The sequence below is a fragment of the Pseudactinotalea sp. Z1732 genome, from assembly GCF_049724975.1.
In the GTDB taxonomy this organism is placed as follows: Bacteria; Actinomycetota; Actinomycetes; order Actinomycetales; family Beutenbergiaceae; genus CALKWS01.
This window is the reverse complement of sequence record NZ_JBMPQC010000002.1, coordinates 441,680-467,279: the sequence shown is the minus strand read 5'-3', so window position 1 is coordinate 467,279 and position 25,600 is coordinate 441,680. Positions and strand designations below refer to the sequence as shown.

The following is a 25,600-nucleotide window of genomic DNA, read 5'->3' as shown; positions in this document are numbered from 1 at the left end:
GGCGGTACCGGCACGCACCGTGCTTTGTGACCATCCCGTGACCCATAAGAGCGCTAGTGGCGGCCGCAGATATGGCAGCGTCTATCTAGACTGGTGTGCGCTCAGCAAGCGCCAGCACCGACGCACTACAGGAGGAACCGGGCTTGAGCCCCAGCAAACGAGAGCGCGAACGGGCGCGCCAGTTGCACGACAAGCGCCTCGGTCGCCAGCAACGGGCCAAAGTCCGGCGTCAGCGCACCATCGCAATCGTGGTGGTGGGCACCCTGGTGCTGTCCGGTCTGGTCATCGCTCTGCTTACCTATGGCTTCGGTGGTGACGACTCCGATCAGGCCGAGACCCCGACCGACCCCGGCGCGCAGACCGATCCGATCGATGAAGCCGACCAGGACGCGCCACCGGCCGATCCCGAGCCCCTGGCGAGCATCGACGCCCCCCAGTACGACGCCGCGCCGGACGCCTCGCTGGCCGAGGACCGGACCTGGCAGGCCACCATCGATACCAGTGTGGGCACGGTCCAACTCGAACTCGACGGTGCTGCGGCACCCCAGGCGGTGGCCAACTTCGTGCACCTGGCATCGGACGGGTACTTCGACGGCACCGCCTGCCACCGGCTGCTGCCCGAGTCCCTCCTGCAGTGCGGTGACCCCACCGCAACCGGAACGGGTGGGCCCGGGTACAGCTTCGGCCCCATCGAGAACGCACCCGAGGACGACGTCTATCCCGCCGGTACCGTGGCGATGGCCCGCGTGGGCGGGGATGGGGAGTCCATGGGCTCCCAGTTCTTCCTCGTCTTCGCCGACGTGCCGCTGCCGGCCGACGACGCCGGTGGGTACAGCGTGTTCGGTACTGTCACCGAAGGTCTGGATCTCCTTGCCGAGGTCGGGGCCGCCGGACTCGGGACCGAGGGCGAACGACCTGCGATCGACGTGATCATCGAGAATGTGGAGATCCAATGAGTGCACCGGAGCACCCCAGCACCCCCGAGGCGCAGCCCGAGCCCTTGGGAACCACACACGACGGAGCAGATCAGGTGATCCACGATGCCGACGCCGTCAGCGCACCGGCTGATGGAGGCGATGTAGCCGCAGCCACCGAGCAGGACACAGGCGCCGAAGCGGGCGCAGCCACGGACGAGGCTGACGGCACCGAGGACGCAGGAGCCGAGCCGGTTGCGGCCGAGGAGTCGCCCGCGCGAGAGCCAAGGCCGACGCCCAAGCCGAGTTCGGTACCCAAGCCGAGCATGCTCGCCCGGCCCCGCCCCGGTGGTCCGCCCGCACCGGTGGCTGCGGCCGCTCCGAGCCCGCCTGCCGCTCGGGCCACTGCCGCGCAGCCCGGCGGTGCCGAGGCACCGATGGACCCCGAGCAGGTCGCGGCGGCCGCGGAGTTCGGCAGGATCGACGACGATGGCACCGTCTACGTCAAGGAACCCTCAGGTGACCGGGTGGTGGGCCAGTACCCCGGAGTCTCCGCCGAGGAGGCCATGGCACTGTACATCCGCCGGTACCTGGACCTGAAGGCTCAGGTGGACCTGTTCGCCGCACGGTTGGGTCAACTCGGGGCCAAGGACCTGGATGCGACGCTGGCCACCCTGGGTGAGGCCATTGCCGAACCCGCTGTGGTGGGCGATCTGCAGGCCCTCCGCGACCAGGTGGCCGCCCTGGAGGCCCAGGCCCAACTGCGCAAGGCCGAACTGGCCGCCGACCGTGCCGCAGCCAAGGAGAAGGCGCTGGCCGAACGCAACACCATCGTGGAGCGGGCGGAGAAGATCGCCGAGCGCGACCCGGCCCGCATCCAGTGGCGCCAGGACGGGCAGCGACTGCGGGACCTGCTCGAGCAGTGGAAGCAGGCCCAGCGTTCGGGGCCACGACTGGACCGTGGCACCGAGGACGCGCTCTGGAAGCGCTTCTCCGCAGCCCGCACCCATTTCGACCGGGTGCGGCGCCAGTACTTCGCCGAACTCGACCGCGTCCACGCCGAGGTCAAGGCCACCAAGGAGAAACTGATCGCCCGCGCCGAGGCGATGAACACCTCGACCGACTGGGGCGGCACCTCAGCCGCCTACCGTGAGTTGATGGAGGAGTGGAAGCGCGCCGGCCGTGCCTCCCGTAAGGACGACGACGCCCTGTGGGCACGGTTCCGCGCCGCGCAGGACGTGTTCTTCGAGGCCAGGCAGGCCGCGAACAACGCGATCGACGCCGAGTACGGCGAGAACCTGAAGGTCAAGGAACAGCTGCTCAGCGAGGCCGAGGCCCTGGTGCCGGTGCGCGACCTGGACCGGGCCAAGGCGGCACTGCGCGACATCCAGGACCGCTGGGAGGCCGCCGGCAAGGTGCCCCGCGCCGATATCGGCCGGGTCGAAGGGCGCCTCCGGGCGGTGGAGCAGGCGATCCGGGACGTGGAACAGGCGCAGTGGCGCAAGTCGAACCCGAGGGTGCGGGCCCGTGCCGAAGGCGCCGCGGCCCAGTTGGAGGCGGCGATCGAGGGCCTGGAGAAGGACCTGGCCCGGGCCGAGGCGAGCGGCGACGAGAAGGCGATCACCAAGGCCTCCGATGCTCTGGCCGCCCGGAAGGCCTGGCTCGAACAGGTACTGCAGGCCGCCGACGACGCCCGCTGAGACTGCGCCGCTGAGAGGGTGCACCGGCAGCGGCGACACAGTTCGGCGACGACGGCCGGTGTGGGTGCTGACCGGACCCACCCGCCGGCGAACCGGTTCAGGTTTCCTCGACGCTGCGTCCGGTGAGCACCTCGCGGGGCGTGCGCACCGGCGGGACAACGCGCTCGCCCTCGGCACCCTGTGGCTTCTTGGCAGGCTTGTCCTGGTCCGCCTTGGCGCCAGAGGACACCTTCGCCGGAGGTGGATCGGGCGACTCCGGCCGCTCCGGCGCCTCAGCCCCGGTGCTTGCGCGTTGCGGCGGACCGGCCGGTTTGGTTCCGGTGAGACGGAACACGTCGAAGACACCGTCGATCTGGTTCACCGCGCGCAGGACGTGGCCCAGGTGTGACGGCTCGGCCATCTCGAACACGAACTTCAGGATCGCCACCCGGTCCTGGGAGGTCGTCACGTTCGCCGAGAGGATGTTCACGTGATTGTCCGAGAGCACCTTGGTCACGTCGGAGAGCAGGGCGCTGCGGTCCAGTGCCTCCACCTGGATCTGCACCAGGAAGACACTCTGGGCCGAGGGTGACCACTCCACCGCCACGATCCGGTCCGGTTGATCGCGCAAGCCCTCCAGGTTGCCGCAGTCCTCACGATGCACCGAGACCCCCGAGCCGCGGGTGATGAACCCGACGATCGGGTCGCCCGGCACCGGCGTACAGCAGCGCGCCAGCTTGGTCCAGACATCGGCGTCGTCCATACCGGCCACGATGATGCCGGACTCCCCGGTGCGGGATCGCGTCCTGGCCGCCCCCGGGCGGGCGACCTCGGCCATATCCTCCTCAGCACCGTCCTCACCGCCCAGACCCGCCACCAGTTTGCGCACCACGGTGCTGGCGGAGATGTTCCCCTCCCCCACCGCCGCGTACAACGCGGAGACATCCTGGTACTGCATCTCATCGGCCAGGACGATCAGTGTGTCGTGGCTGAGCATGCGCTGGATGGGCAGGTTCTGCTTGCGCAGGGCGCGGGCGATCGCGCCCTTACCCTGTTCGATCGCCTCCTCGCGGCGCTCCTTGGTGAACCACTGGCGGATCTTGTTGCGGGCACGGGGGCTCTTGACGAAACCCAGCCAGTCCCGGCTCGGGCCGGCGCCCTCGGCCCGGGAGGTGAAGACCTCCACGGTGTCGCCGTGCTCCAGCCCGGACTCCAGCGGCACCAACCGCCCGTTCACACGGGCGCCAACCGTGCGGTGACCCACCTCGGTGTGTACCGCGTAGGCGAAGTCGACCGGCGTGGACCCGGACGGGAGCGCCAGCACGTCCCCCTTGGGGGTGAACACGTACACCTCGGTTCCCGACATCTCGAACCGCAGGGAGTCCAGGAACTCACCGGGATCAGCGGTCTCGCGCTGCCAGTCCACCAACTGGCGCAGCCACGGCATCTCGTCGGCCTCGTCGCTGCGCCTGCCCGCACTGCGCGCAGCCTGCTTGTACTTCCAGTGCGCGGCCACGCCGTACTCGGCCCGGCGGTGCATGTCATAACTGCGGATCTGGATCTCCACCGGCTTGCCCGTGGGGCCGATCACCGTGGTGTGCAGGGACTGGTACATGTTGAACTTCGGCATCGCGATGTAGTCCTTGAACCGCCCCGGCACCGGGTTCCAGCGCGCGTGCAGCGCACCCAGCACCGCATAGCAGTCCCGCACCGACTCCACCAGCACCCGCACCCCGACCAGGTCATAGATATCGGCGAAGTCACGCCCACGCACGATCATCTTCTGATAGATCGAGTAGTAGTGCTTCGGCCGCCCGGTGACCGTGGCTTTGATCTTCGCCGCCTTGAGGTCATCGATCACCTGGGTGCGGACCTTGTTCAGGAACTCCTCGCGTGCCGGCGCGCGCTCGGCCACCAGGTGCACGATCTCCTCGTACACCTTCGGGTAGAGGGTGGCGAAGGACAGGTCCTCCAACTCCCACTTGATGGTGTTCATGCCCAGCCGGTGGGCCAGCGGGGCGTAGATCTCGATCGTCTCGCGGGCCTTGCGGGCCGCGGACTTGGCCGAGACGTGTTTCCACGTCCGGGCGTTGTGCAGACGGTCAGCGAGCTTGATCATCAGCACCCGGATGTCTCGCGCCATCGCGATCACCATCTTGCGCACCGTCTCGGCCTGGGCGGCCTCGCCGTAGGAGACGCGGTCCAGTTTCGTGACGCCGTCGACCAGGAGCGCGAGTTCGTCGCCGAACTCCTCCCGCAACTGCTCCAGGCTGTAGCTGGTGTCCTCCACCGTGTCGTGCAGCAGCGCGGCGGCCAGCGTGGGCGGGGTCAGCCCCAGCTCGGCCAGGATCGTGGCCACCGCTACCGGGTGGGTGATGTAGGGGTCCCCGCTCTTGCGCGACTGGCCCTCGTGGGAGCGGGCGGCAACCTGGTAGGCGCGCTCGATCAGGGACAGATCCGCTTTGGGATGGTTGGACCGCACCACGGCCAGCAGCGGCTCCAGCGCCTTCGGGGTGGTGGTGGTCCGGGCACCGAACCTGCCCAGCGCAGATCGCACACGCGATCCGGGCACCACCGGGTCCGCCGGGGCGGGGGTGGTGGTGCTCACCGGGGTGCGTTCATCCATCTACCCATGGTACGCAACCTTGCGCCGATTGAGCCGCCTCAGTCCGTCAGCAGCGCGTGCACCGGCCAGTCGGTCAGATTGCCCCGGCCACCTAGTTCCGCCAACTCCAGCAGAACCGCGATGCCCTGGACCCGAGCGCCGATACGCTCGAGCAACTGTGCCGCGGCCCGCGCGGTGCCACCGGTGGCGAGCACGTCGTCGAGCAGCGCGACCCGCTGCCCGGACCGGATCCCGACGCCGGAGACCTCCAGTTCGGCGCTGCCGTACTCCAGGTCATAACGCTGCTGGTGCACCGGTGGGGGCAGTTTGCCGGCCTTGCGTACCGCGAGCACGCCGGTGCCGAGGACCGCCGCCAGCGGGGCGGCGAGCAGGAACCCGCGCGCCTCGATCCCGGCCACCACATCGACCTGTCCGTCGAAGAAGCCGGCGAAGGCCTCGATCACCGAGCCGAATGCCTTCGCGTCGGCCAGCAGCGGCGTGATGTCGCGGAACAGCACGCCGGGCTCAGGGTAATCCGGTACCTGGCGCAACCCAGCACGGATCGAGGCCGCCAGGGCATCGGGGCTCACCCGCGCCCCCGAGGTTTGCGGCGCCTGGGCTGGGCTGCCTGGCCAAGGTGCTCCCCCGCGACCAGGCCACCGGCCCGGGCCGCGGTCAGTGAGGAGTCCACGCTTGTGCCCTCGGCCTCGGCCTGGGCGACTCGACGCTCCCGGAGTTCCAGGACCTTGGCTGTGTGCTTGCGCACGGCCGGGTCGCGCTCGCGCAGCGCCACCTCGATGGGCGTGGCGATGAAGATCGAGGAGACCGTGGAGGCGGCCAACCCGATGAACAGGGCCAGCGCGATGTCACGCAACGTTCCGGCACCCATCAGGAAGGCGCCCACGAACAGGATCCCACCCACCGGCAGCAGACCCACGATCGAGGTGTTGATGGAACGGACCAGGGTCTGGTTCACCGCCAGGTTCGCGGCCTCGGCGTAGGTGTACTTGGTCTGCTCGGAGTACAGCGTGGTGTTCTCCCGGACCTTGTCGAAAACCACCACCGTGTCGTAGAGCGAGTAACTCAGGATGGTCAGGAACCCGATCATCGAGGCCGGGGTCACCTCGAAGCCCACCAGGGCGTAGATGCCCACGGTGACCAGCAGGTCGTGGACCAGTGCGGTCAGGGCGGCGACCGCCATCTTCCAGTGCCGGAAGTAGGCCGCCATCACCACCGCCACCAGGACCAGGAAGATCAGCATGCCCTGCAACGCCTTGGCGGTCACGTCCTGACCCCAGGTGGGTCCCACGAACGAACTGGTCACGTCATTGACCGGCACCTCATAGGCCTCGGCGAGCAGTTCGCGCAACCGGGTCGTCTCGGCGTCATCGAGTTGCTCGGTCTGGACGCGGATGGTGTCGGAACCGATGTTGGAGACACGCGGTACCTGGCCGGAATCCATCTCCGCGACCGCATCATGGGCGGGTTGCTGGTCGGTGATCTGGGTCCCGGAGACGGTGAACTCCGAACCACCCCGGAATTCGATTCCCGGGTTCAACCCGCGGATGCCCAGCACCAACAGCGAGGCCACGATCAGGATCAGACCGATACTCAACCACCGGCGCCGGTTCTGCACGATCGGGAAGGACTTCTTCCCGGTGTACAACTCATTGCCCAACTCGGAGAACTTCCTCATCGGTCCTCACCTTCGCTCGTGGTGGCCGAATCCGGATCCTCGGGTTCAGCGCCGATGGGCTCGTCCGCGCTCGCCGAGGCACGTGCGGAGACCGCTGCCAGGGCCTCGGCCCGGCGTCGTTCGGCGATGGTCCCCTGACCGGCCGCGGCGTTGTCCTTGATGGCCTCACGCTCCGCGCGGGAGCGGATCTGGCCCCGGCCACGGTAGGCCGAGACGACCGCACCCAGATGCTCGGGATCGAGCCCGGAGATCTTCGAACCCTCCTGGAAGAAGCGGGTGCGGACGAGCACCTTCATGAACGGGTGGGTGAAGAAGACGAACACGAGCAGGTCGATCAGGGTGATCAGGCCCAGCATGACCGCGAAGCCGCGGACCCCGCCCACGGCCACGAAGTACAGCACCACCGCACCCATCAGGTTCACCGCATCGGAGGCCACGATGGTGCGCCGGGCACGTTTCCAACCCTGATCGACCGCGTCCTCCAGGCGTCTGCCCTCTCGGACCTCGTCCCGGATGCGTTCGAAGTACACGATGAAGGAATCGGCGATGATCCCGATCGCCACGATCAACCCGGCAACGCCGGCCAGCGACAGGCGGTAACCCATCTGCCATGACATCAGCGCGACCACCAGGTAGGTCAGGCTGCCGCCGAGTACCAGGCTGGCCAGGGAGATGATCGCCAGCGCCCGGTACTGGATCAGGGCGTAGACCACCACCAGGCCCAGCCCGATCAGACCGGCAAGCAGCCCTCGCTGCAACTGCTCTGAACCCAGGGTGGCCGAGATCTGCTCCTCGCTCTGCACCTCGAACTCGATCGGCAGTGCCCCGAAGTTGAGCTGGCTGGCCAGGCGCTGGGCCGATTCCCGGGTCAGGTTGCCGCTGATCTCAGCCGAACCGCCCGGGATCGGGTTCTGCACGGTGGGTGCCATCAGCACCAGACCATCCAGGACCATCGCGAAGCGGTGGGTTCCGGACTGGACGTACTGCGGCTGGGAGATGCGCTGGGTGACCTCCAGGAACGTGGCCGCACCCTCGCTGTTGAACTGCATCGACACCGCGTACTCGTTGGTCACCACGCCACCCTCGGTGACGCGGAAGCCCGAACTGGCGCTCTCGATGTCGGTACCGGGGATCTCCATCGGCCCCAGGATGAACTTGGAGGTGCCATCCACCGAGCAGGCGACCAGGGCGGCATCGGGATCGTCCCCGCCCCCACCGACCAGGTTCTCCGGGTCGGTGCAGTCCAGGGTGTAGTAGTCGAACAGGATTTGCTCGGTCACCCACGCCTGGTCGGAGGCATCGGTCGGGGTTGACTCCGGGGTATCGGAGAGTTCACCGTCACCGTCCAGGTCCGCAGCCGCGAAAGCCGCTTCCTCGATCTCCTCTCGGGTCGGCGGTGTCGGTGCGGCCTCCTCCTCGGCCCCCTCCCCCACGCTCTCGTCCTCGGTGCCCTGGTCCTCCGTGGTGGCCGCCACGACGCCACCGGTGGCGCCATCGGCGCCGGTGTCCTCGGTGCCCTGCTCCTCCTCGACGCCGTCGGACCCGGTGAGGTCCTCCAGGTCCAGGTCCTCGGGGTCGAGATCCCCCAGGTCCAGGTCCTCGGGGTCGAGATCCCCCAGGTCCAGGTCCTCGGGAGCCTGGGTCAGCATGTCCGGGTCGATCGGTCCGGGGCCGGTCTCGGCCAGGAAGGACCGGAACCGCATCTGCGCACTCTGGCGCACCAGGTTCAGCGTCTCCTCGGTCGGCTCCCCGGGCAGCCCGACCACGATGTTGGAGCCACCCTGGCTGGAGATCTCCGCCTCGGCCACACCCGAGGAGTCCACCCGCTGGCGAATGATCTCGATGGCCTGGCCGACCTGCTCCTCGGTGATCTCGGCGGCGTCATCGGTGCGCGGGGTCAGGATGATCTGCGTGCCGCCCTCCAGGTCCAGCGCAAGGTTGGGCCGCCATGTCGCGTCACTGAGCACGGTGCCGGCGGTGAGGGTGCCGAACAGCATGCCGAACACGATGAAGAACATCACCAGCGTGCGCACCGGGCGCACGGCTGAGGGAGTTGGTTTCGCCACGAACGTCGTCTTCTTCCCGTCCGGCACCCGCGGTACCGGTGTCAGCGGCCCGGTGGCGGGCCGAGTGGATCAGTCCTTCTTGTCGTCCCGGTACGGGCGGCGCACCTGGTCCTCGGACAGGAATCCGTCCGGGGTCGAGGTCCCGGTGCCGCCCGCATCGGACTCGGTGGCTTCCGCTTCCGATGCGGTGGTCTCATCATCGGCGCTGGCGTACTCGGTTGCCGGGTCGACCTTCTTGCCGATCGCCGGGAGATACCAGCGCGAGGGGACCCCGGGGGTCGACTCGATCGTGACCACGTTGCCATCGACGGAGGTCACGGTGCCGTACATGCCCGAGGAGGTCATCACCTCATCGCCCACCGACAACGAACGCCTCATCTCCAGGTCATCGCGCTGCCGCTTGCGATTCTTGTTCATCATCAACAGCAACAGCCCGAAGATGACAACAAGGAAGATGAGCATTACGGGATCCATGGGCACGTCTCCACCAGCGAACGGAAAGGGTCTGGCCGATTCTAGGCCATCGGGGCGCCGGTCAGGACCACAGGGTCCCTTCCGGCGCCGGTGGGGACAGGCCCAGATGGGCGAATCCCTCGGGCGTGGCGACCCTGCCGCGGGGGGTCCGGGCGATCAGCCCCTCCCGCACCAGGAACGACTCGACCACGGTCTCCACCGTCTCCGGTTCCTCCCCGATCGCGACCGCCAAGGTGGCCAAACCGGTGGGACCGCCACCGAACCGGCGACACAGCGCGGTAAGCACGGCCCGGTCCAGCCGGTCCAGCCCGCGGGCGTCGACCTCGAAGACCTCCAGGGCGCGTTTCGCCGCCTGCAGGTCCGCCGCCCCGGTGCCGCGCACCTGGGCCCAGTCCTGGACCCGGCGCAGCAATCGGTTGGCGATCCGCGGGGTGCCCCGGGAGCGGGTGGCGATCTCGGTGGCAGCCTCGGGCTGCAGGTGCACGTCCAGCAGCCGTGCGGACCGGGTCAACACCTGTTCCAGTTCGGTCGGGGAGTAGAAGTCCATGTGTGCGGTGAACCCGAACCGGTCCCGCAGCGGTGCCGGCAACAGCCCGGACCGTGTGGTGGCCCCCACCACCGTGAACGGTGGCAACGTGAGCGGAATGGCGGTCGCTCCGGGGCCCTTGCCGACCACCACATCAACCCGGAAGTCCTCCATCGCCAGGTACAGCATCTCTTCCGCGGGACGGGCCAAGCGGTGGATCTCATCGATGAACAGCACGTCCCCCTCCATCAGGGAGGACAGGATCGCCGCCAGGTCGCCGGCGTGCTGGATCGCCGGCCCCGACGTCAACCGCAAGGACCCCTCAACCTCGGCCGCCACGATCATGGCCAGGGTGGTCTTACCCAGCCCCGGAGGGCCGGCGAACAGGATGTGGTCGGGGCTGCGCCGCCTGGCCCTGGCCGCGTCCAGGACCAGGGAGAGCTGGTCGCGCACCACGGCCTGTCCGATGAACTCCTCCAGCCGGCGCGGGCGCAGGGCCGCCTCGGCGGCGCGTTCGAGTTCGTCGGCCTCGGTGGCCAGCAGACCCTCGGTGTCCTCCTCAGCCATTCCCGCCGCCTCCCAGGTGCTGTAGCGCGATGCGCAACGCCGCTGCCGTCTCCAAGCCGGGGTCCTCGGTGAACACCTTGTCCACGGCCTTGGCCGCGGTCTTGGCGGGCCATCCCAGCCCCTCCAGCGCGGCCGACACGTCCTCCTGGGCACGCGAACGCGCCCCCGGGACAGCCGCCTGTGCCGGTGCGGCACCGGAACGCGGTGGCCCGAGTCTGTCGCCCAGGTCGACGATGATGCGCCGGGCACCCTTCTCCCCGATCCCGGGGACCTTCGTCAGGGCCTTGACGTCCTCGGTGGCCAGTGCGCCGCGCAGGCCATCGGGTGTGTGCACCGCGAGCATCGCCAGCGCCAACCGCGGACCCACGCCGCTCACGCTCTGCAGCCGCTCGAAGATATCCCGCTCGTCCGGCTCGGCAAACCCGTACAGCGTCATCGAGTCCTCCCGGACCACCATCGAGGTGGCCAGTTCGGTCTCGGCGCCGGTACGCAGGGTGGCCAACGTCCCGGGGGTGGCGTGCACCCGGTAGCCGACTCCCCCGGTATCCAGGACGCAGGACTCCAGCCCGATGTGGCGGACCGGCCCCCGCAGAGAGGCGATCATGAGGAACTTCCAGCGACGAACATGCGTACGAGGCTAACCGATCGCACCGCCGGCGGGTAGCCGACCCGCCGCACCGGCGCCGGTGCGCGGTGCGGCCGGTGTGCGACGGCTGCGTGCGGCGGCCTCGGTCCAGGAACGTTGGGCCGGGGTCATCGTGACAGCGGGCCGCGGCCCGGCGGCGCCCGCTCGCCATGCATGGGTGATCGCCAGTGCCAGGGCATCGGCGGCGTCGGCCGGGCGGGGTTTGTCGGCCAGGCGCAGGATCCGCCGAACCATCTCCTGGACCTGGTCCTTGCCGGCTCGTCCGCTGCCGGTGACCGCGGCCTTGATCTCACTGGGCGTGTGCGTGGCCACGGGAATGTCGGCGCGGGTGGCGGCCACCATCGCCAGACCGGCCACCTGCGCGGTCCCGGTAACCGTGCGCACGTTGTGCTGGGCGAAGACCTGCTCCACCGCCACCGCGTCCGGCCGTAGCCGGGTCAGCCACTGGGTCAGCGCCCGGTCCAGCGCGGTCAGACGGTGGGCCAGCGGGTCGGCGGCGTCGGTGCGTAGCACCTCGACCTCGACCAGTTGCACGCTGCGGCCCGGGCCCACGCTGATCACCCCGATCCCGCACCGGGTCAGGCCCGGATCCACGCCCAGGATGCGATAGGTCATGTCTGCACTGTGTCACCGCGCGCCCACACCGGGCCGCAGCGACACGGGTGCATTCCCGCCGCGGTCTCAGAGTTCGACGGCGGCGAGCACCTCATCGGAGGCGTCGAAGTTGGCGTAGACGTTCTGCACGTCGTCGGAGTCATCCAGCGCCTCGATCAGGCTGAGCACCTTCTTGGCGCCGTCGGCGTCGACCTCGATCTGGGTGGTCGGCACGAAGGACGCCTCGGCCGAGTCGTAGTCGATCCCGGCCTCCTGCAGCGCGGAGCGCACCGACACGAAGTCGGTGGCCTCGCTGAGCACCTCGAAGGCCTCTCCCAGATCGTTGACCTCCTCGGCGCCGGCCTCCAGGACCGCCAGCAGCACGTCGTCCTCGGTCAGGCCGTCCGCCTTGGGAACGATCACCACACCTTTGCGGTTGAACAGATAGGACACGCTGCCGGGGTCGGCGAGGGAGCCGCCGTTGCGGGTGAAGGCGACCCGCACATCGGAGGCCGCACGATTGCGGTTATCGGTCAGGCACTCCACCAGTACCGCGACACCACCGGGCGCGTACCCCTCGTACATGATGGTCTCGTAGTCGGCGGCGCCGGCCTCCAGGCCGGACCCTCGCTTGACCGCCCGGTCGATGTTGTCGTTGGGGACCGAGGTCTTCTTGGCCTTCTGGATCGCGTCGTACAGGGTGGGGTTCGCGGCCGGGTCACCACCCCCGGTGCGAGCAGCCACCTCGATGTTCTTGACCAGCTTGGCGAACAACTTGCCACGCTTGGCGTCGTTGGCTGCCTTCTTGTGCTTGGTGGTGGCCCATTTCGAGTGACCGGCCATATCTTCCTCTCCTGCGCTCAACCCAGGTGCGTGGCGACCATGTCGACGAATGCGCGGTGGATGCGAAGGTCCGATCCGATCTCCGGATGGAATGCCGTCGCCATCAACACACCCTGGCGGACGGCCACGATTCTACCGCCAGCAGGGCCGGCACCCACACGGGCAAGCACCTGCACCTCCGGACCGGCACGCTCGACCCAGGGCGCGCGGATGAACACCGCCCGCAGCGGTTCGTCGCTGTGCCCTCCGAGGACCTCCGGCGCGAGCAGCTCGGTCTCGAAGGAGTGCACCTGCGAGCCGAAGGCATTGCGGCGCACCGTGATGTCCAGGCCACCGATACCGTGCTGGCCGGCAACCCCGTCCAGGACCTCATCGGCCAGCAGGATCATGCCGGCGCAGGACCCGTACACCGGCATCCCGGCGGCGATCGCCTCGCGGATCGGCTGCATCATCTGCCGGTGCACCAGGAGCGTGGCGATCGCGGTGGATTCCCCGCCCGGCAGCACCAGCGCGTCGATGGTCCCCAGGTCGGCGCGGTGGCGCACCGTGCCCGCACGTGCGCCCACCGCCTCCAGGGCACGCAGGTGCTCGGGCACGTCCCCCTGGACGGCGAGCACCCCCACCCGTGGCGTGCTCACCGGCGGGGCGTGGTGGCGGCGTCGTCGGTCCCGGTGGCCAGGCCGAGGTGACGCACCCGGCCGTCCCACCCGCCCAACAGTTGCGCGGTCAACTCGGCGAGGTTCTCCGGAAACACCTCCACCTGCACCCGAGCCAGTTCGGCCAGACCCCACCAACGCGCCTCGTCCATGAAACTCCGCTCGACGGCGGTCCAGCCGTCCGTGCGGACGGCGCCGGCCCGCTCGATCCGGGCCAGGAAGAACTCCTCGTCCTGACGCACGTGCTCTCGTTGGAAGTCGAAGATCGCCGAGCGGGTCAGGACCGGGCCCACCAGGTCCGCTGCGCTCACGGCCAGTCCGGATTCCTCCCTGACCTCGCGCACCGCCGCCTCCCGCGCGCTCTCCCCCGGGTCGATGCCGCCGCCGACGGTGAACCACCAGGTGCGCTCGGGCTGGTCCACGTCATGGCCGCGCACCAGCAGTAACCGGTCGTGCTCATCAACCAGCAGCACCCGCGCGGCCCGGCGCCGGAACAGCCCGTCCTCGCCCAGGCTCCAGCCGGGGCCGAGGTTGGTTGCCCGGGGCCTCACCAGCCGCGTTCGGCCAGCCGGTGCGGGGCCGGGATGTCGTCGACGTTGAGCCCGACCATGGCCTCCCCCAGCCCGCGGGAGACCTTCGCCAACTCGTCGGGGTCGTCGTAGGCGGCGGTGGCCTTGACGATCGCCCCTGCGCGCTCGGCGGGATTACCGGACTTGAAGATTCCCGAGCCCACGAAGACGCCCTCGGCCCCGAGTTGCATCATCAGGGCCGCGTCGGCCGGGGTTGCGATACCCCCGGCGGTGAACAGCACCACCGGCAACCGACCGGCCTCGGCGACGTCGCGGACCAGGGGGTAGGGCGCCTGGAGCTCCTTGGCGGCCACGTATAGTTCATCGGCCGGCAGGGAGGCCAGGCGGGCAACCTCGGTGCGGATGGTGCGCATGTGCTGCACGGCGTTGGACACGTCCCCGGTGCCGGCCTCCCCCTTGGAACGGATCATCGCCGCGCCCTCGTTGATGCGCCGTAGTGCCTCACCCAGGTTGGTGGCCCCGCACACGAACGGCACGGTGAAGTTGAACTTGTCGATGTGGTGGGTGTAGTCGGCCGGGCTGAGCACCTCGGACTCGTCGATGTAGTCCACGCCGAGGGCCTGCAGCACCTGCGCCTCGACGAAGTGACCGATCCGGGCCTTGGCCATCACCGGGATGGAGACCGCCTCGATGATCCCGTCGATCATGTCCGGGTCGCTCATCCGGGAGACGCCGCCCTGAGCCCGGATGTCGGCGGGTACCCGTTCCAGTGCCATCACCGCCACCGCACCGGCGTCCTCAGCGATCTTGGCCTGCTCGGGGGTGACCACGTCCATGATCACACCCCCCTTGAGCATGTCCGCCATGCCGCGCTTGACGCGCGCGGTGCCGGTGGTGGGGGAAACAGGGACGTCTGCCACGGGTGTGAACCTCCGCGTGAGTTGATGTGGGGTCAGGTGACCACCTACTACTCTACTGCGCCCCGCCCGGGGCTCGCCGGGCGGGGCCGATCAGCGGTGGCGGACCGATCAGCGTTGGGCGCGGGAGACGAACGTGTGCCGGTCCTGCTGGAGTTGGTTGAGGATCTCGTGCTCGCTGCGGTGGGCTCGCTTCATTCCGCGCCCGGTGAGCACGTGCTGACGCAGATAGGCCAGTTGGGTGGCGTCGCGTTGGAAGGCCTTCATCGCCTGCTTGGCCGACTCACCGAAGGTCCCTGCCCACTGCCGGGCCTGGCTGCGGGTGCGCAGCGAGGCGAGCATGTCCACCTCGTGCCAGGCGAACCAACCGGCGTGGGCGTACTCGGACAACCGGGCCCGGACCACATCCGATTCCTGCCGTCGCAGCCACACCATGAGCACGATGGTCGCGATGAACAGCGGCACCTGCACCACGAAGTACAACAGCAGGAAGGTGTTGCCCAGGCTGGCGCTGCCGTTCCACAGTGCATGCAGGCCCATCGCGGCCACCAGACCGGCGGGGAAGGCGAGCCCGACCGCAACCGCGGTGGACCGGCGGGCCGCCAGTCCCAGGGCGATACCCACGCACGCGGAGAACAGCGCGTGCGCGAACGGCGAAGCCAGGCCCCGCATCACGAACACGAGCCAGACCACGTCCTCGCTCTGGGCGAAGTACAGGATGTTCTCGGTGAAGGCGAAGCCGGCACCGACGGTCGCAGCGTAGACCACACCGTCCACTGGGCCGTCGAAGTGTTCGCGGCGGAGCAGGAAGATCAGCAGGATGCCCAGGCCCTTGGTGATCTCCTCGACCACCGGGGCAACGACCACCGCACCCATGAGGGTGGCCTGCTCCGGATCGCCGGTAGCCTCGAAGATCCGGATGACCACTGCGGTGTTCAGCCAGTAAGAGGTCAGCGTGGATACGCCCGCACCCCACAACAGGGCCACCAGCAGCAGCGACTTGGGCTCTGGTTCCCAACGGTCCAGCCACACCACACCGGCGAGCACGATCGTCAGGGGAACCAACGCCAGCAGGAAGCCGGCCAGGGTGGCCGAGGTGCCGGTGTTGTACATGATGATCCCGATCAGGATCAGCATCATCAACCCACCGGCGGCGTAGGCCACCCAGTTGAAGACCCACCGGTTGCTCTCCGGCTGCCCGGACCACCACACCTGCTCCAGTTCCCCGGTGGTGTTCTGCGGCGGTGCGTGGCCGGCGGCCATGCTGCCGTACTGGGCCGGAGATGGGGCGAACCCACCGGGGCGTACCGCTCGGGGATAGGTGTGCCCGGTAGCGGCCGACCGTACCCCGCCCTGTTGTTGTGGCTGGGGAGTCTGCTGGACCGGCGGCGGCGGGTACTGCTGGCCGGTGGGCCCGGGCGCGGGGGCCGGTGGTGGGTAGGGCGCCCCGGCGGGCTGATCCCCGTGCTGATGCGCGGCCCCCGGGCGTGCCTCATGCATGCTCGGCGCATCATTCCGCGCCCCCAAGCCGTTCTGCCGGGGCGGCAGGTTCTCCGACATGGGGAATACCTTAGCCTCGATCCGTAAGTTGTTGGGTGGCCCGGGAGGGTCGGGTGTGGCTGAGCCTTGATCGCCTTTGGGGTGGCTCCGGTGGAATGGGCCGCCCGGCTCCTCCGGGGTGCCTTGGCTGCTGATTGAGATGCGCGTTTCGGTCGCTGTTTACGGATCTGCCAGCGAGGAGCCCCCTTCGGGCCGATGATGAAGTTGAGTCGGCGAAGGAGGGGTTGGTAAGGATGGAAGAGTCAGTTTCTCAGGGCTGGGCTGGAGTCGATGTCGGCAAGGGGCATCACTGGGTGTCTCTGAACGATGAGTCCGGTGAGATGTTGTGGTCGAGCAAGGTGATCAACGACGAGACCACGATCTGTGAGGTGATCAACGAGGTCCGCTCTCGTGCTGCTCATGTGACGTGGGCTGTGGACGTCACCGGAACGATGTCGGGCCTGTTGCTGGCATTGCTGGCCGCCCATGACCAGACGGTGAAGTATGTGCCGGGCCGGATCGTGAACAGGATGTCTGAGACCTACCGCGGTGAGGCGAAGACCGATGCCCGCGACGCCTACGTGATCGCTGAGTCTGTGCGCCAACGTGGTGATCTGAGCGAGGTGGAGGTGTCGGCGACGTTGGTGGCCCAGTTGCGGCTGCTGGTCACTCACCGCACCGATCTGGTTGCTGACCGAGTCCGCATGGTCAACCGGCTCCGTGACGTGCTCAGTGGCTACTTCCCTGCGCTGGAGCGGGCTTTCGACTATGCCCACAGCCGTGGTGCGCTGACCTTGTTGACCCGCTACCAGACTCCTGCGGCGATCCGGAAGATGGGTAAGTCACGGCTGCAGGCCTGGCTGGGCAAGCGCAAGGTCCGCAGCGCTGCGCAGATCGCTGCCGATGCCGTCGCCGCCGCAACTACCCAGCACACGGTGGTCCCCGGCCAAGACGTGGCCGCGACAGTCGTGGCCGACCTGGCCACCCAGTTGCTGGCGCTCGATGAGCGGCTCAAGGACCTTGATGCCCGGGTCACCGATACGTTCCGAGCCCATCCCCAGGCCGAGATCATTGGAGTCGTTGCCCGGCATGGGGCCGATCCTGGGCGCCGAACTCATCGCTGCAGCGGGCGATCTCAACGGCTATGCCAACGCTGGCCGTCTCGCTTCAGCCGCTGGGCTGGTCCCGGTGCCACGGGACTCGGGTCGGCGGACTCAGAACATGCACCGCCCGATGCGCTACTCCCGCAAGCTGCGGCGCGTGTTCTACCTCTCCGCCAACGCAGCGATGATGCGAGAAGGACCCAACCGGGACTACTACCTGAAGAAACGCAGCGAGGGCGACAAGCACGTCCAGGCACTCATCTGCCTGGCCCGTCGCCGGGTCGACGTGCTCTGGGCGCTACTGCGCGACAACCGCGTCTTCACGTCGAATCCACCGCTACGAACCGCTTGACAACTTCATTGAGATTCCACCGATGGGCCGATAAGGCGAGTTGATGCGGGTTGAGGTGCTCGAAACGCTGCAAGGGCAGGGGGAAGCCGCCGGTCTTTCCGGCTTTTCCACTTGGAATTCCTTGGTCGTCGGTGCAGGAGTTGGCGCTCAGGTGGATGGTGCTCGGGCCGGCAGGACGTGGTCGTAAAGGTTCGTCCAGGCCTGGTGCCAGGGCCAGTTCGTTGGCAGATGTAGCCGCAGGCGCCGGGCTGAGGAAGCCACCCGGGCGGGGATGTTGATCAACTTGCGCCGGATCGTGGCGGTGTGGGCCCGGGCCAGGTCGCTGTTCTTGGTGGTCGTGGCGGCGGCGCGGGTGAGGTTGAAGGCCATCACCGCGCAGACCAGCCAGGCGGCGTTGGCGTTGAACACCCCTGAGGGCAGGTGCGCCAGCGGCCCGGCCTTCAGATCGGCGTGGACGTTTTCGATGATCGCGTGGGCCCGGTGGACCTGATCAGCAACGACGGTATCGCGCTGGTCGGTGCTGCTGGTGGTGAAGAAGGCGTGGAAGCGCCAGGTATCGAACAACGTGCCCTGCCCGGTGTTCTTCTTCGGGTTCAATTCTGAGATGCGGCGCACCACAAGCGCCCGGGGATGTGCTGGGCCTTCTTCTTGGAAGTGAAAGCGGTGTAGTCGATCTCAGCAACTTCGGCCCGTGAGATCCACTTGCCGGTAGCTTCATCGAAGATCGCCTCGGTGTACTTGATCGTCTCCCACTCCTCGATGGCGGCGATGGCGCGCTTGATCGCAGGGTCCATCCGCACCGTGATCGACACCTGCGCTCCGGCCTTTTGGCAGGCGGCCACCAAAGATCGGGAGTAGAACGCCGCATCAGCACGCACCAGCACCGCCCGCCCGGCCAGATGGGTGCGGCCGATCAGCGCCAACGTATCGGTAGCCAGCCGTTTGGCCCCGCGGGGTGAGCCGGTTGAGCCTTTGCGTAGCCGCTGGGCGCCGATCACCGGGGCGAAGGACTCACCCGAGACGGTGGCCAGCAGTGCGTTCAGCCCCCGCACCCCGGAGTAGCCGAACCCCGCTCCCTGCTTGGCATAGCCATGGACTTCGATAATGGTGTCATCGATATCGACCATCACCGGTCCGGTATCGGCGCCATCGCCGAGCAGGTCGGTGTGCTGGGCCAAGTTGCCCAGAAACCGCGAGGCGATGGCATCGCCTTGGCGTACGTGTCCGAAGGTGAAGGACCGCAAGAACGAGCCCAACGTCGACGGCGCATAAGGGCGAGTGAAGATCTTGCCCATCGCCCCATGCCGTAACAGGGCCATGTCATCGATACTGTCCGCCCCGGCGGCCATCCCAGCCACCAGCGAGGACATCTTCGCCCCGGCGTTGGCGCCCTTGTCACCAGCGATACTCAACCGCTCCTGCGCCAGGGCGCCCAGGTCGGCTTTACGGGCCAGGGCCATCAACGGCACCAACCCAGCGGCCGACACGAGATTGGGATCATCGAACCTCGCCGAAACTACCGGCGACCTATGAGACAGTTGCATCTACGAGATGCCCTTCTTGCGTGGGATACGTACCTTGAACAAGTCGTATTTTCCCAGGTCAGGAGGGCATTCTCGCTCTTACGCGCCGCACCTGCGCCAACTCAATCGGTGGATCCAGGCTTAGAGGCAGAACTCACACACGCGCGTCATCCATCTCGAAGGTGACCGGCATCGGTGCGTGCCCGGGCAATCGGAAGATCCGGACCAGCGCCAACCGTCGGATCTGCTGGATCTGCACCACCGCGTCATTGTGGAACCGGCGCGCCAGTTGCACCCGGTTCTGCACCTGACGCATCCTGCCGACCAGGTCGGACTCATCCCCCGGCTGGGGTGGCACTTGCCGGGCGCCCTCTCCCTCGGTATCCAGGGCCGCCCGCAGCGTACGACTCAGGTCGCTCTCGATCAGCCCCCGTTCGGCTGCGGTGACCGCCCCACTGGCCTCCTCCTCCCCGACCAGGCGCACCGCCCCCATCGAGGCCAGCGCGGCGTCGGCCACCAGCACCGAACTCGCCGGATCCAACAGCCCGCTGGAAGCCAGTTCCGCGGCGGTATCGGCGCGGTGCACCAGTTGTGCCTCCAGGGTGGCGCGGGTCTGGAACTCACGGCGGTGCAGCCGATCCAGGCGCTGGGCCACGCTCCAGAGCAGGAGGGCGAGCAGGGCCGCGACCGCGAGGGCGACCAGGACGATCTCGGCGGCGCTCATCGGTTCCGGCCCAGCCAGTCGCGCAGGTTCGGGCGTCGGGAGGTGGCCTGGACCTGTGCGGCCTCGGCGACCATCTGATAGACCTCCCGGATCTGGGCGGTGACGGTGTCCCAGTCGTACCGGCGCACCGCCTCGCGCGCGTACTCGTGCCGCTGGAGGCGTCCGTCGGTGTCGGTGAGCGCCTCATCGATGACCTCGGACAGATGCGCGGCGTCCCCGGTTCGGAACAGGTACCCGCTGCGGCCACCATCGAGGACCCGCTGGAAAGCCAACAGATCGGAGGCGATCACCCCGGCGCCGGCACTGAGTGCCTCGATGATCACGATCCCGAAACTCTCCCCTCCGGTCTGCGGCGCGATGTAGAGGTCCACCGAGGACAGCAGCGCCGTCTTGTCCCGCTCGCTGATGCCCCCGAGGAACTGCACCGCGGACCCGTGGTGCGCCAGTTCGGCACGCACCGGTGTGGCATCGCCCTGCCCGGCGATCAGGAACCGGGCTCCCGGATGGCGCTGCAGCACCGTGGGTACCGCGGTGGCGAGCACCTGCAGGCCCTTGCGTGGCTCGTCCAACCGTCCCAGGAAGGCGATCGTGGGCTCCTGGGCCGTCCCCACCCACTCCTGCGCGCCGCGGGCCTGGGCGAACCGCCTGGTGAACACTCCGTTGGGGATGATCACCGCGTCCCCGCCGAGGTGGTCCACCACGGTGCTGCGGGCATCCTCGCTGACGGCGATCCGGGCCCGGATACGCTCCAGACCCGGGCGCACCAGGGGGTAGGCCGCCTGCAGTGCCCGGGACCGGGTCTGGGCGGAGTGGAAGGTGGCCACCACCGGGGCCTCCGCCTGGCGCAGTGCGATCAGGGAGACCGAGGGAGCGAACGGCTCATGGATGTGCACGACGTCGAAGTCGCCGCCGGCCAGCCACCGCTGCGTGCGGGCGGCGGCGACCGGCCCGAAACTCAAACGGGCCACCGAACCGTTGTAGCGCACCGGCAACGCCCCGCCGGAGGAGGTGACGTAGTCCGGGATCTCGGTCTTCTCATCCGCGGGGGCCAGCACCTGCACCGACTCGCCCTGCTCGAGCAACTTCTCGGCAAGGTCACGCACGTGGAACTGCACACCGCCTGGCATGTCGAAGGAGTAGGGGCAGACCAGACCGATACGCATCAGCGGCCATCCTCGCGGGATTCGGGCCGCTGCTGCGCCGGCCCGTCCTCCTCGGGCCTCGTGGCCGCCCCGGGCTCGCCGCCGTCGTCGGTGACCGTCGTCGCCCCCCGGCCGCTGACGTCGTCGTCCGCCACGACGCCGGCGAGCACGTCGTCGTCGGCCCCGGCGCGCGCGCGGGCCAGGCGCTGCGGGTCGAGATCAGCGGTGAAGACAGGCGCGAGCATGTGCCACTGGTCCGGATAGGCCTGGATGCGCTCGACGAGCACATCCACCCAGGCCTGGCTGATCGCAACCAGTTGCTCGCTCCCGCTGAGGTGGTGTGGAATCTCGATCGGAACGAACTCGATCACGGTCCCCCACGGTGAGCCTGCTGCCTTCCGGCGGCGCCCGCGCAACCGTTCGTGCCGGACGAAGGCCTGCACCAGCGGTGCTTTCAGCGCCAGCGCCAACGCCGCCGGGCCGGGGGCCACCCGCATCGGGTGCCCGGCGGCCCGGACCTCCACGCTGCGCCGGCTCAGGTCCCGGTCTGCCAGCAACGGCACCAGGTACGTGCGCTCGCGGGATCTGCGGATCAGGGTGCGCAGCACCGAGCCGTCCTTGGTCAGTCCGATCACGTCCATCCCCAGATCGGCCCGGAAGCGGAGGAACTCCTCGAACAATCCCCTCGGTTCCAGTACCTCGGCCACGGTCAGCACCCGGGCCAGGTGCTGTCCGCTCCAGGCTCCGGCCAGATCCCAGTTGCCGGTGTGCCCCAACGCCGCGACGACGCTCCGGCCCTGGTCGAGGTGGCGCCGGGCCACCTGGTCATCGACGGCGCGAACCCGGGCCGCGATCTGCTCGGGGCGCAATCCCCGCAGGGTGAAGACCTCACCGAAGTAACGAAGGTAGGAGCGCATCCCGGCCCGGCTCACCCGGCGCAGCGCGCGCCGGTCCAGGTCCGGGCGCAGCCGGGACAGGTTGGCCTCCAGCTGACGCACCGCCGGTATCCGCAGGACGTGGACCACCCGGGCCGCGACGTCGAACAACGTCCGGGTGCATACCTCCGGCAAGTACGGCAGCACCCGCCAGGCCAGGGCGAACAGACGTGCTGAGTTCACCTGGCCTCCCCCTGACGCCACACCGCCACGATTCGTTGGGTCACCGTGACCGCGCTGGCCAGCGCCAACAGGCCCAGCACCACCACGAGTAGCCACGGACTCAGTCCCAGCCCGACGGCGAGAGCGGCCGCCAGCGCTACCACGAGCCGGTCGGCCCGCTCGGCCAACCCCACACCGGCGGTCCGTCCCAACGATTCGGCCTTCGCCCGGGCGTAGGAGACGGTCATCGCCAGCGCCATGCACACCGTCGCGGCGACCACCCCGTAGCCGCTCACGGGTCCTTCGGTGAACCGTACGAAGTAGATCACCAGACCCAGGAACACCGCGGCGTCGGCCAGGCGGTCCAGGGTGGAGTCCAGGAAGGAACCGAAGTCGGTGGGTCCGGGGCCCTGACGGGCCATGATGCCGTCGAGCGAGTCGGTCAACAGGATCAGGCCGATCGCGATCGGCCCGATCACCAACCGGCCCGTTCCGAGCAGGGCCAGCGCGGCGACGATCGCTGCAACGGTGCCGGTGATGGACACGGTGTTGGGTCCGATCCCCCGGCGCAACAACCACTGCGCGACCGGTCCGAAGATCCGGCCACTCACTCCCCTGCCGTGTTTGCCCAGCACCGGCTCACCCGGTCCACGCCGCGGCCAGCGCCGCTCGGGTGTCGGCCAGCAGTTCGGGTACCGCCTTGGTGCGGGCGATGATCGGCAGGAAGTTCGCATCCCCCGCCCATCGCGGCACGATGTGTTGGTGGGCGTGTGCGGCGACCCCCGCCCCGGCGCTGTGACCGGAGTTCATGCCCAGGTTGAACCCGTCGGGCCGTTTCGCGGCGCGGAGCACCCGCATGGCGGTCTCGCTCAGATCCATCATCTCGTGTCGCTCACCGGTGTCCATCTCAGTCAGGTCCGGTACGTGCCGGTAGGGACAGATCAGCAGGTGTCCGGGGTTGTACGGGAACAGGTTCAGCACCACGTAGCAACGGTCACCGCGGTGCACGATCAGGGCGTCGGCATCCTCGCCCTCCGGTGCCCGGCAGAACGGGCAGTCCGCACCGGCGTCGGAACTACGGGGCTTGGCCTCACCGTCGATGTAGGCCATCCGATGCGGGGTCCACAGTCGCTCGAAACCGTCCGGGGTCCCCGGTAGCGGCGCACCGTCCTGCATCGGTGGCTGGTCTGGTCCGATCGGCATACCGGTGATCCTACGGACTGCGGGCGGGTTAGCCGGGTCCTCCGGCGCGTTCACGCCCGCGCCCGGGCGCGGGCGGTCAGACCTGGACCCGGTCCCGCACCGCTGCGGTGATCAGCGCGACCGCTTCGGCCACCGGCACCGTGTTGCGCTGAGAGCCGTCCCGGAACCGGAAGGACACCGCCCCGGCTTCCACGTCCTCGCCACCGGCGATCAGTTGGAAGGGGACCTTGGCCTTGGTGTGGGTCCGGATCTTCTTGGCGAACCGGTCATCGCCGGTGTCCACCTCCACCCGGATGCCCTCGGTGCGCAACGTTTCGGCCACTTGCTCCAGGTAGTCGTTGAACACTTCCGCCACCGGGATCGCGACCACCTGCACCGGCGCCAACCAGGGCGGGAACGCCCCGGCGTAGTGCTCGGTGAGGACACCGATGAACCGCTCGATGGAGCCGAACTTGGCCGAATGGATCATCACCGGCTGCTTCCGGGTGCCGTCGGCGGCCTGGTACTCCAAGTCGAAGCCCTCGGGCTGGTTGAAGTCCAACTGCACGGTCGACATCTGCCAACTGCGCCCGATCGCATCGCGGGCCTGCACCGAGATCTTCGGTCCGTAGAAGGCTGCACCACCGGGGTCGGGCACCAGTTCCAGCCCGGACTCCTCGGCCACCTGCTGCAGCACCGCAGTGGCCTCCTCCCACTGCTCGGAGGTACCCATGAACTTGTCCCCCTCGCCGCGGGTGGACAGTTCCAGGTAGTAGTCGGTCAGTCCGAAGTCGCGCAGCAGCCCGAGGATGAAGTCCAGCAGGTGGCGGATCTCACCGGGCACCTGCTCGGCGGTGACGTAGGAGTGGGAGTCGTCCATGGTCAGCCCACGCACCCGGGTCAGGCCGTGTACCACCCCGGACTTCTCGTACCGGTAGACCGACCCGAACTCGAACAGCCGCAGCGGCAGCTCCCGGTAGGAGCGGCCGCGCGAGCGATAGATGAGGTTGTGCATCGGGCAGTTCATCGCCTTGAGGTAGTAGTTCGAGCCCTCGAACTCCATCGCCGGGAACATGGTGTCGGCGTAGTAGGGCAGATGGCCGGAGGTGTGGAACAGGCCCTCCTTGCTCACATGCGGGGTGGCGACGTACTCGAAACCCTCCTCGATGTGGCGGCGCCGGACGTAGTCCTCCATCTCACGGCGCAGCACGCCCCCCTTGGGGTGGAACACCGGAAGGCCCGAGCCCAACTCTTCCGGGAAGGAGAACAGGTCCAACTCCACGCCCAGTCGGCGGTGATCGCGGCGCTCCGCCTCGGCGATGCGGTCCAGGTGTCCGCGCAGTTCGGCCTTGCTCGGCCACGCGGTGCCGTAGATGCGCTGCAGTTGCGGGTTCTTCTCACTGCCCCGCCAGTACGCGGCCGCGCTGCGCATGAGGGTGAAGGCGTTGCCGATGATCTTGGTGCTGGGCAGGTGCGGGCCGCGGCACAGGTCGCCCCAGACCACCTCGCCGGTGCGGTCGAGGTTGTCGTAGATGGTCAGTTCACCGCCACCGACCTCCACCGAGGCACCCTCGGCGTCGTCGGCGGCGCTGCTGCCCTTCAGCCCGATGAGTTCCAGTTTGTACGGCTCGGTCCCGAGTTCGGCGCGTGCCTCGTCCTCATCGACCACCCGGCGGGCGAAGGTCTGCCCGGAGTTGATGATGCGCTGCATCGCCTTCTCCAGCTTCTTCAGGTCCTCCGGGGTGAACGGCTCGGCGACGTCGAAGTCGTAGTAGAAGCCGTCCTTGATCGGCGGCCCGATACCCAGCTTCGCCTGCGGGTCCGCCTGCTGCACGGCTTGGGCCAGCACGTGCGCAGCGGAGTGGCGCAGGATGTCCAGGCCGTCGGGGCTGTCGATGAGCACCGGTTCGACGTCGGCGCCGGCGGGCACGCTGCGGAAGAGGTCCTGCAGCTCCCCGTTCACCCGCATCGCGACTACCTCGCGGCGATCGCCGTACAGGTCGGTTCCCGTGGTGCCCGGCTCGCCCCCGGTGTGCTGCTGGGACGGGGCGTGCACTGCGTCATCGGACACGGCGAACTCCTGGTTCAGGTGGGGTGCAGGGACCGGTTGATCCTACCCAGGGACGCCCAGGTCCTCACACGGCAAATGCCGGTACCCCCGGCTCGGAACCGTCGGTACATACCTGAAAAGGCTCCGTCCGCGGATTCCACCGGCCCGGAGCCTT

At 68.6% G+C, this 25,600-nt stretch carries 21 protein-coding genes and 2 pseudogenes; 3 read left to right on the top strand and 20 right to left on the bottom strand.

The features are described from left to right. The first annotated feature begins 95 nt into the window (after positions 1–95). Positions 96–956 (top strand): peptidylprolyl isomerase, encoded by an 861-nt coding sequence (locus ACPL7H_RS05915; RefSeq protein WP_424796121.1) that lies wholly within the window; start codon positions 96–98, stop codon positions 954–956. Then, a complete protein-coding gene (locus tag ACPL7H_RS05910) occupies positions 953–2,614 on the top strand; it encodes a DUF349 domain-containing protein (RefSeq protein ID WP_424796120.1) in 1,662 nt (553 codons plus the stop codon). Before ACPL7H_RS05915 ends, ACPL7H_RS05910 begins: the two co-directional genes overlap by 4 nt. A 97-nt stretch (positions 2,615–2,711) precedes the next feature. Here ACPL7H_RS05910 and ACPL7H_RS05905 read toward each other — a convergent pair whose 3' ends face one another. From ACPL7H_RS05905 to ACPL7H_RS05845, 13 genes are all read right to left on the bottom strand, one after another. After that, the gene (locus ACPL7H_RS05905) at positions 2,712–5,219 is read right to left on the bottom strand and encodes a RelA/SpoT family protein (RefSeq protein ID WP_424796119.1); all 2,508 of its coding nucleotides are present in this window, start codon (positions 5,217–5,219) and stop codon (positions 2,712–2,714) included. 38 nt (positions 5,220–5,257) lie between these two features. Next, positions 5,258–5,788: an adenine phosphoribosyltransferase gene (locus ACPL7H_RS05900; protein ID WP_424796118.1), complete on the bottom strand. Its 531-nt coding sequence runs from the start codon at positions 5,786–5,788 to the stop codon at positions 5,258–5,260. Further along, positions 5,785–6,894, bottom strand: coding sequence for a protein translocase subunit SecF (gene secF, locus ACPL7H_RS05895; RefSeq protein ID WP_424796117.1), 1,110 nt, complete (start codon positions 6,892–6,894; stop codon positions 5,785–5,787). Before secF ends, ACPL7H_RS05900 begins: the two co-directional genes overlap by 4 nt. Next, positions 6,891–8,960 carry a protein translocase subunit SecD gene (gene secD, locus ACPL7H_RS05890; RefSeq protein ID WP_424796116.1) on the bottom strand — a complete coding sequence of 690 codons (2,070 nt, stop codon included), beginning with the start codon at positions 8,958–8,960 and terminating at the stop codon, positions 6,891–6,893. Before secD ends, secF begins: the two co-directional genes overlap by 4 nt. Positions 8,961–9,029: 69 nt before the next feature. Next, positions 9,030–9,422 carry a preprotein translocase subunit YajC gene (gene yajC / locus ACPL7H_RS05885; protein ID WP_424796115.1) on the bottom strand — a complete coding sequence of 131 codons (393 nt, stop codon included), beginning with the start codon at positions 9,420–9,422 and terminating at the stop codon, positions 9,030–9,032. Positions 9,423–9,495: 73 nt separating this feature from the next. After that, positions 9,496–10,527 (bottom strand): Holliday junction branch migration DNA helicase RuvB, encoded by a 1,032-nt coding sequence (gene ruvB, locus ACPL7H_RS05880; protein WP_424786004.1) that lies wholly within the window; start codon positions 10,525–10,527, stop codon positions 9,496–9,498. Continuing rightward, on the bottom strand, positions 10,520–11,131 hold the full coding sequence (ruvA, locus tag ACPL7H_RS05875; RefSeq protein WP_424796114.1) for a Holliday junction branch migration protein RuvA: 612 nt from the start codon (positions 11,129–11,131) through the stop codon (positions 10,520–10,522). The genes ruvB and ruvA overlap by 8 nt, the downstream gene beginning before the upstream one ends. A gap of 33 nt (positions 11,132–11,164) precedes the next feature. Continuing rightward, positions 11,165–11,788, bottom strand: coding sequence for a crossover junction endodeoxyribonuclease RuvC (gene ruvC / locus ACPL7H_RS05870; RefSeq protein WP_424796113.1), 624 nt, complete (start codon positions 11,786–11,788; stop codon positions 11,165–11,167). A 66-nt stretch (positions 11,789–11,854) separates the two neighbouring features. Further along, positions 11,855–12,610 carry a YebC/PmpR family DNA-binding transcriptional regulator gene (locus tag ACPL7H_RS05865; protein ID WP_424786007.1) on the bottom strand — a complete coding sequence of 252 codons (756 nt, stop codon included), beginning with the start codon at positions 12,608–12,610 and terminating at the stop codon, positions 11,855–11,857. Between the two features lie 17 nt (positions 12,611–12,627). Continuing rightward, positions 12,628–13,248 carry a pyridoxal 5'-phosphate synthase glutaminase subunit PdxT gene (gene pdxT / locus ACPL7H_RS05860; RefSeq protein ID WP_424796112.1) on the bottom strand — a complete coding sequence of 207 codons (621 nt, stop codon included), beginning with the start codon at positions 13,246–13,248 and terminating at the stop codon, positions 12,628–12,630. Continuing rightward, positions 13,245–13,817 carry an NUDIX hydrolase gene (locus ACPL7H_RS05855; protein ID WP_424796111.1) on the bottom strand — a complete coding sequence of 191 codons (573 nt, stop codon included), beginning with the start codon at positions 13,815–13,817 and terminating at the stop codon, positions 13,245–13,247. Before ACPL7H_RS05855 ends, pdxT begins: the two co-directional genes overlap by 4 nt. After that, a complete protein-coding gene (gene pdxS / locus ACPL7H_RS05850) occupies positions 13,814–14,716 on the bottom strand; it encodes a pyridoxal 5'-phosphate synthase lyase subunit PdxS (protein WP_424796110.1) in 903 nt (300 codons plus the stop codon). The genes ACPL7H_RS05855 and pdxS overlap by 4 nt, the downstream gene beginning before the upstream one ends. A gap of 108 nt (positions 14,717–14,824) precedes the next feature. Beyond that, positions 14,825–16,213 carry a PrsW family intramembrane metalloprotease gene (locus ACPL7H_RS05845; protein ID WP_424796109.1) on the bottom strand — a complete coding sequence of 463 codons (1,389 nt, stop codon included), beginning with the start codon at positions 16,211–16,213 and terminating at the stop codon, positions 14,825–14,827. A gap of 293 nt (positions 16,214–16,506) precedes the next feature. Between ACPL7H_RS05845 and ACPL7H_RS05840 the strand changes: the two are divergent. Beyond that, positions 16,507–17,707 (top strand): annotated as a pseudogene (locus ACPL7H_RS05840) (IS110 family transposase). 147 nt (positions 17,708–17,854) lie between these two features. Here ACPL7H_RS05840 and ACPL7H_RS05835 read toward each other — a convergent pair. The 7 genes and pseudogenes from ACPL7H_RS05835 to thrS form a co-directional block, all read right to left on the bottom strand. Beyond that, positions 17,855–19,251, bottom strand: a pseudogene (locus tag ACPL7H_RS05835) (IS1380 family transposase). Positions 19,252–19,384: 133 nt separating this feature from the next. After that, the gene (locus tag ACPL7H_RS05830) at positions 19,385–19,954 is read right to left on the bottom strand and encodes a hypothetical protein (RefSeq protein ID WP_424796108.1); all 570 of its coding nucleotides are present in this window, start codon (positions 19,952–19,954) and stop codon (positions 19,385–19,387) included. After that, positions 19,951–21,117 carry a glycosyltransferase family 4 protein gene (locus ACPL7H_RS05825; RefSeq protein ID WP_424796107.1) on the bottom strand — a complete coding sequence of 389 codons (1,167 nt, stop codon included), beginning with the start codon at positions 21,115–21,117 and terminating at the stop codon, positions 19,951–19,953. The genes ACPL7H_RS05830 and ACPL7H_RS05825 overlap by 4 nt, the downstream gene beginning before the upstream one ends. Beyond that, entirely contained in the window at positions 21,117–22,214 is a 1,098-nt protein-coding gene (locus ACPL7H_RS05820; RefSeq protein WP_424796106.1) for a phosphatidylinositol mannoside acyltransferase, read from the bottom strand. The genes ACPL7H_RS05825 and ACPL7H_RS05820 overlap by 1 nt, the downstream gene beginning before the upstream one ends. Beyond that, positions 22,211–22,828, bottom strand: a complete 618-nt coding sequence (gene pgsA, locus ACPL7H_RS05815) for a phosphatidylinositol phosphate synthase (RefSeq protein WP_424796105.1) — start codon at positions 22,826–22,828, stop codon at positions 22,211–22,213. The genes ACPL7H_RS05820 and pgsA overlap by 4 nt, the downstream gene beginning before the upstream one ends. Before the next feature lie 4 nt (positions 22,829–22,832). Beyond that, entirely contained in the window at positions 22,833–23,396 is a 564-nt protein-coding gene (locus tag ACPL7H_RS05810) for an HIT family protein (protein WP_424796104.1), read from the bottom strand. A gap of 76 nt (positions 23,397–23,472) precedes the next feature. Continuing rightward, a complete protein-coding gene (gene thrS / locus ACPL7H_RS05805) occupies positions 23,473–25,446 on the bottom strand; it encodes a threonine--tRNA ligase (RefSeq protein WP_424796103.1) in 1,974 nt (657 codons plus the stop codon). Positions 25,447–25,600: the final 154 nt, after the last annotated feature.

Excerpts from the sequence above, each read along its gene's own strand:
- ACPL7H_RS05910 (WP_424796120.1), top strand. The coding sequence starts at position 953 with ATGAGTGCACCGGAGCACCCCAGCACCCCCGAGGCGCAGCCCGAGCCC.
- ACPL7H_RS05905 (WP_424796119.1), bottom strand. The coding sequence starts at position 5,219 with ATGGATGAACGCACCCCGGTGAGCACCACCACCCCCGCCCCGGCGGAC.
- secF (WP_424796117.1), bottom strand. The coding sequence starts at position 6,894 with ATGAGGAAGTTCTCCGAGTTGGGCAATGAGTTGTACACCGGGAAGAAG.
- yajC (WP_424796115.1), bottom strand. The coding sequence starts at position 9,422 with ATGCTCATCTTCCTTGTTGTCATCTTCGGGCTGTTGCTGTTGATGATG.
- ruvB (WP_424786004.1), bottom strand. The coding sequence starts at position 10,527 with ATGGCTGAGGAGGACACCGAGGGTCTGCTGGCCACCGAGGCCGACGAA.
- ruvA (WP_424796114.1), bottom strand. The coding sequence starts at position 11,131 with ATGATCGCCTCTCTGCGGGGGCCGGTCCGCCACATCGGGCTGGAGTCC.
- ruvC (WP_424796113.1), bottom strand. The coding sequence starts at position 11,788 with ATGACCTATCGCATCCTGGGCGTGGATCCGGGCCTGACCCGGTGCGGG.
- ACPL7H_RS05865 (WP_424786007.1), bottom strand. The coding sequence starts at position 12,610 with ATGGCCGGTCACTCGAAATGGGCCACCACCAAGCACAAGAAGGCAGCC.
- ACPL7H_RS05845 (WP_424796109.1), bottom strand. The coding sequence starts at position 16,213 with ATGCATGAGGCACGCCCGGGGGCCGCGCATCAGCACGGGGATCAGCCC.
- ACPL7H_RS05830 (WP_424796108.1), bottom strand. The coding sequence starts at position 19,954 with ATGAGCGCCGCCGAGATCGTCCTGGTCGCCCTCGCGGTCGCGGCCCTG.
- ACPL7H_RS05825 (WP_424796107.1), bottom strand. The coding sequence starts at position 21,117 with ATGCGTATCGGTCTGGTCTGCCCCTACTCCTTCGACATGCCAGGCGGT.
- ACPL7H_RS05810 (WP_424796104.1), bottom strand. The coding sequence starts at position 23,396 with ATGCCGATCGGACCAGACCAGCCACCGATGCAGGACGGTGCGCCGCTA.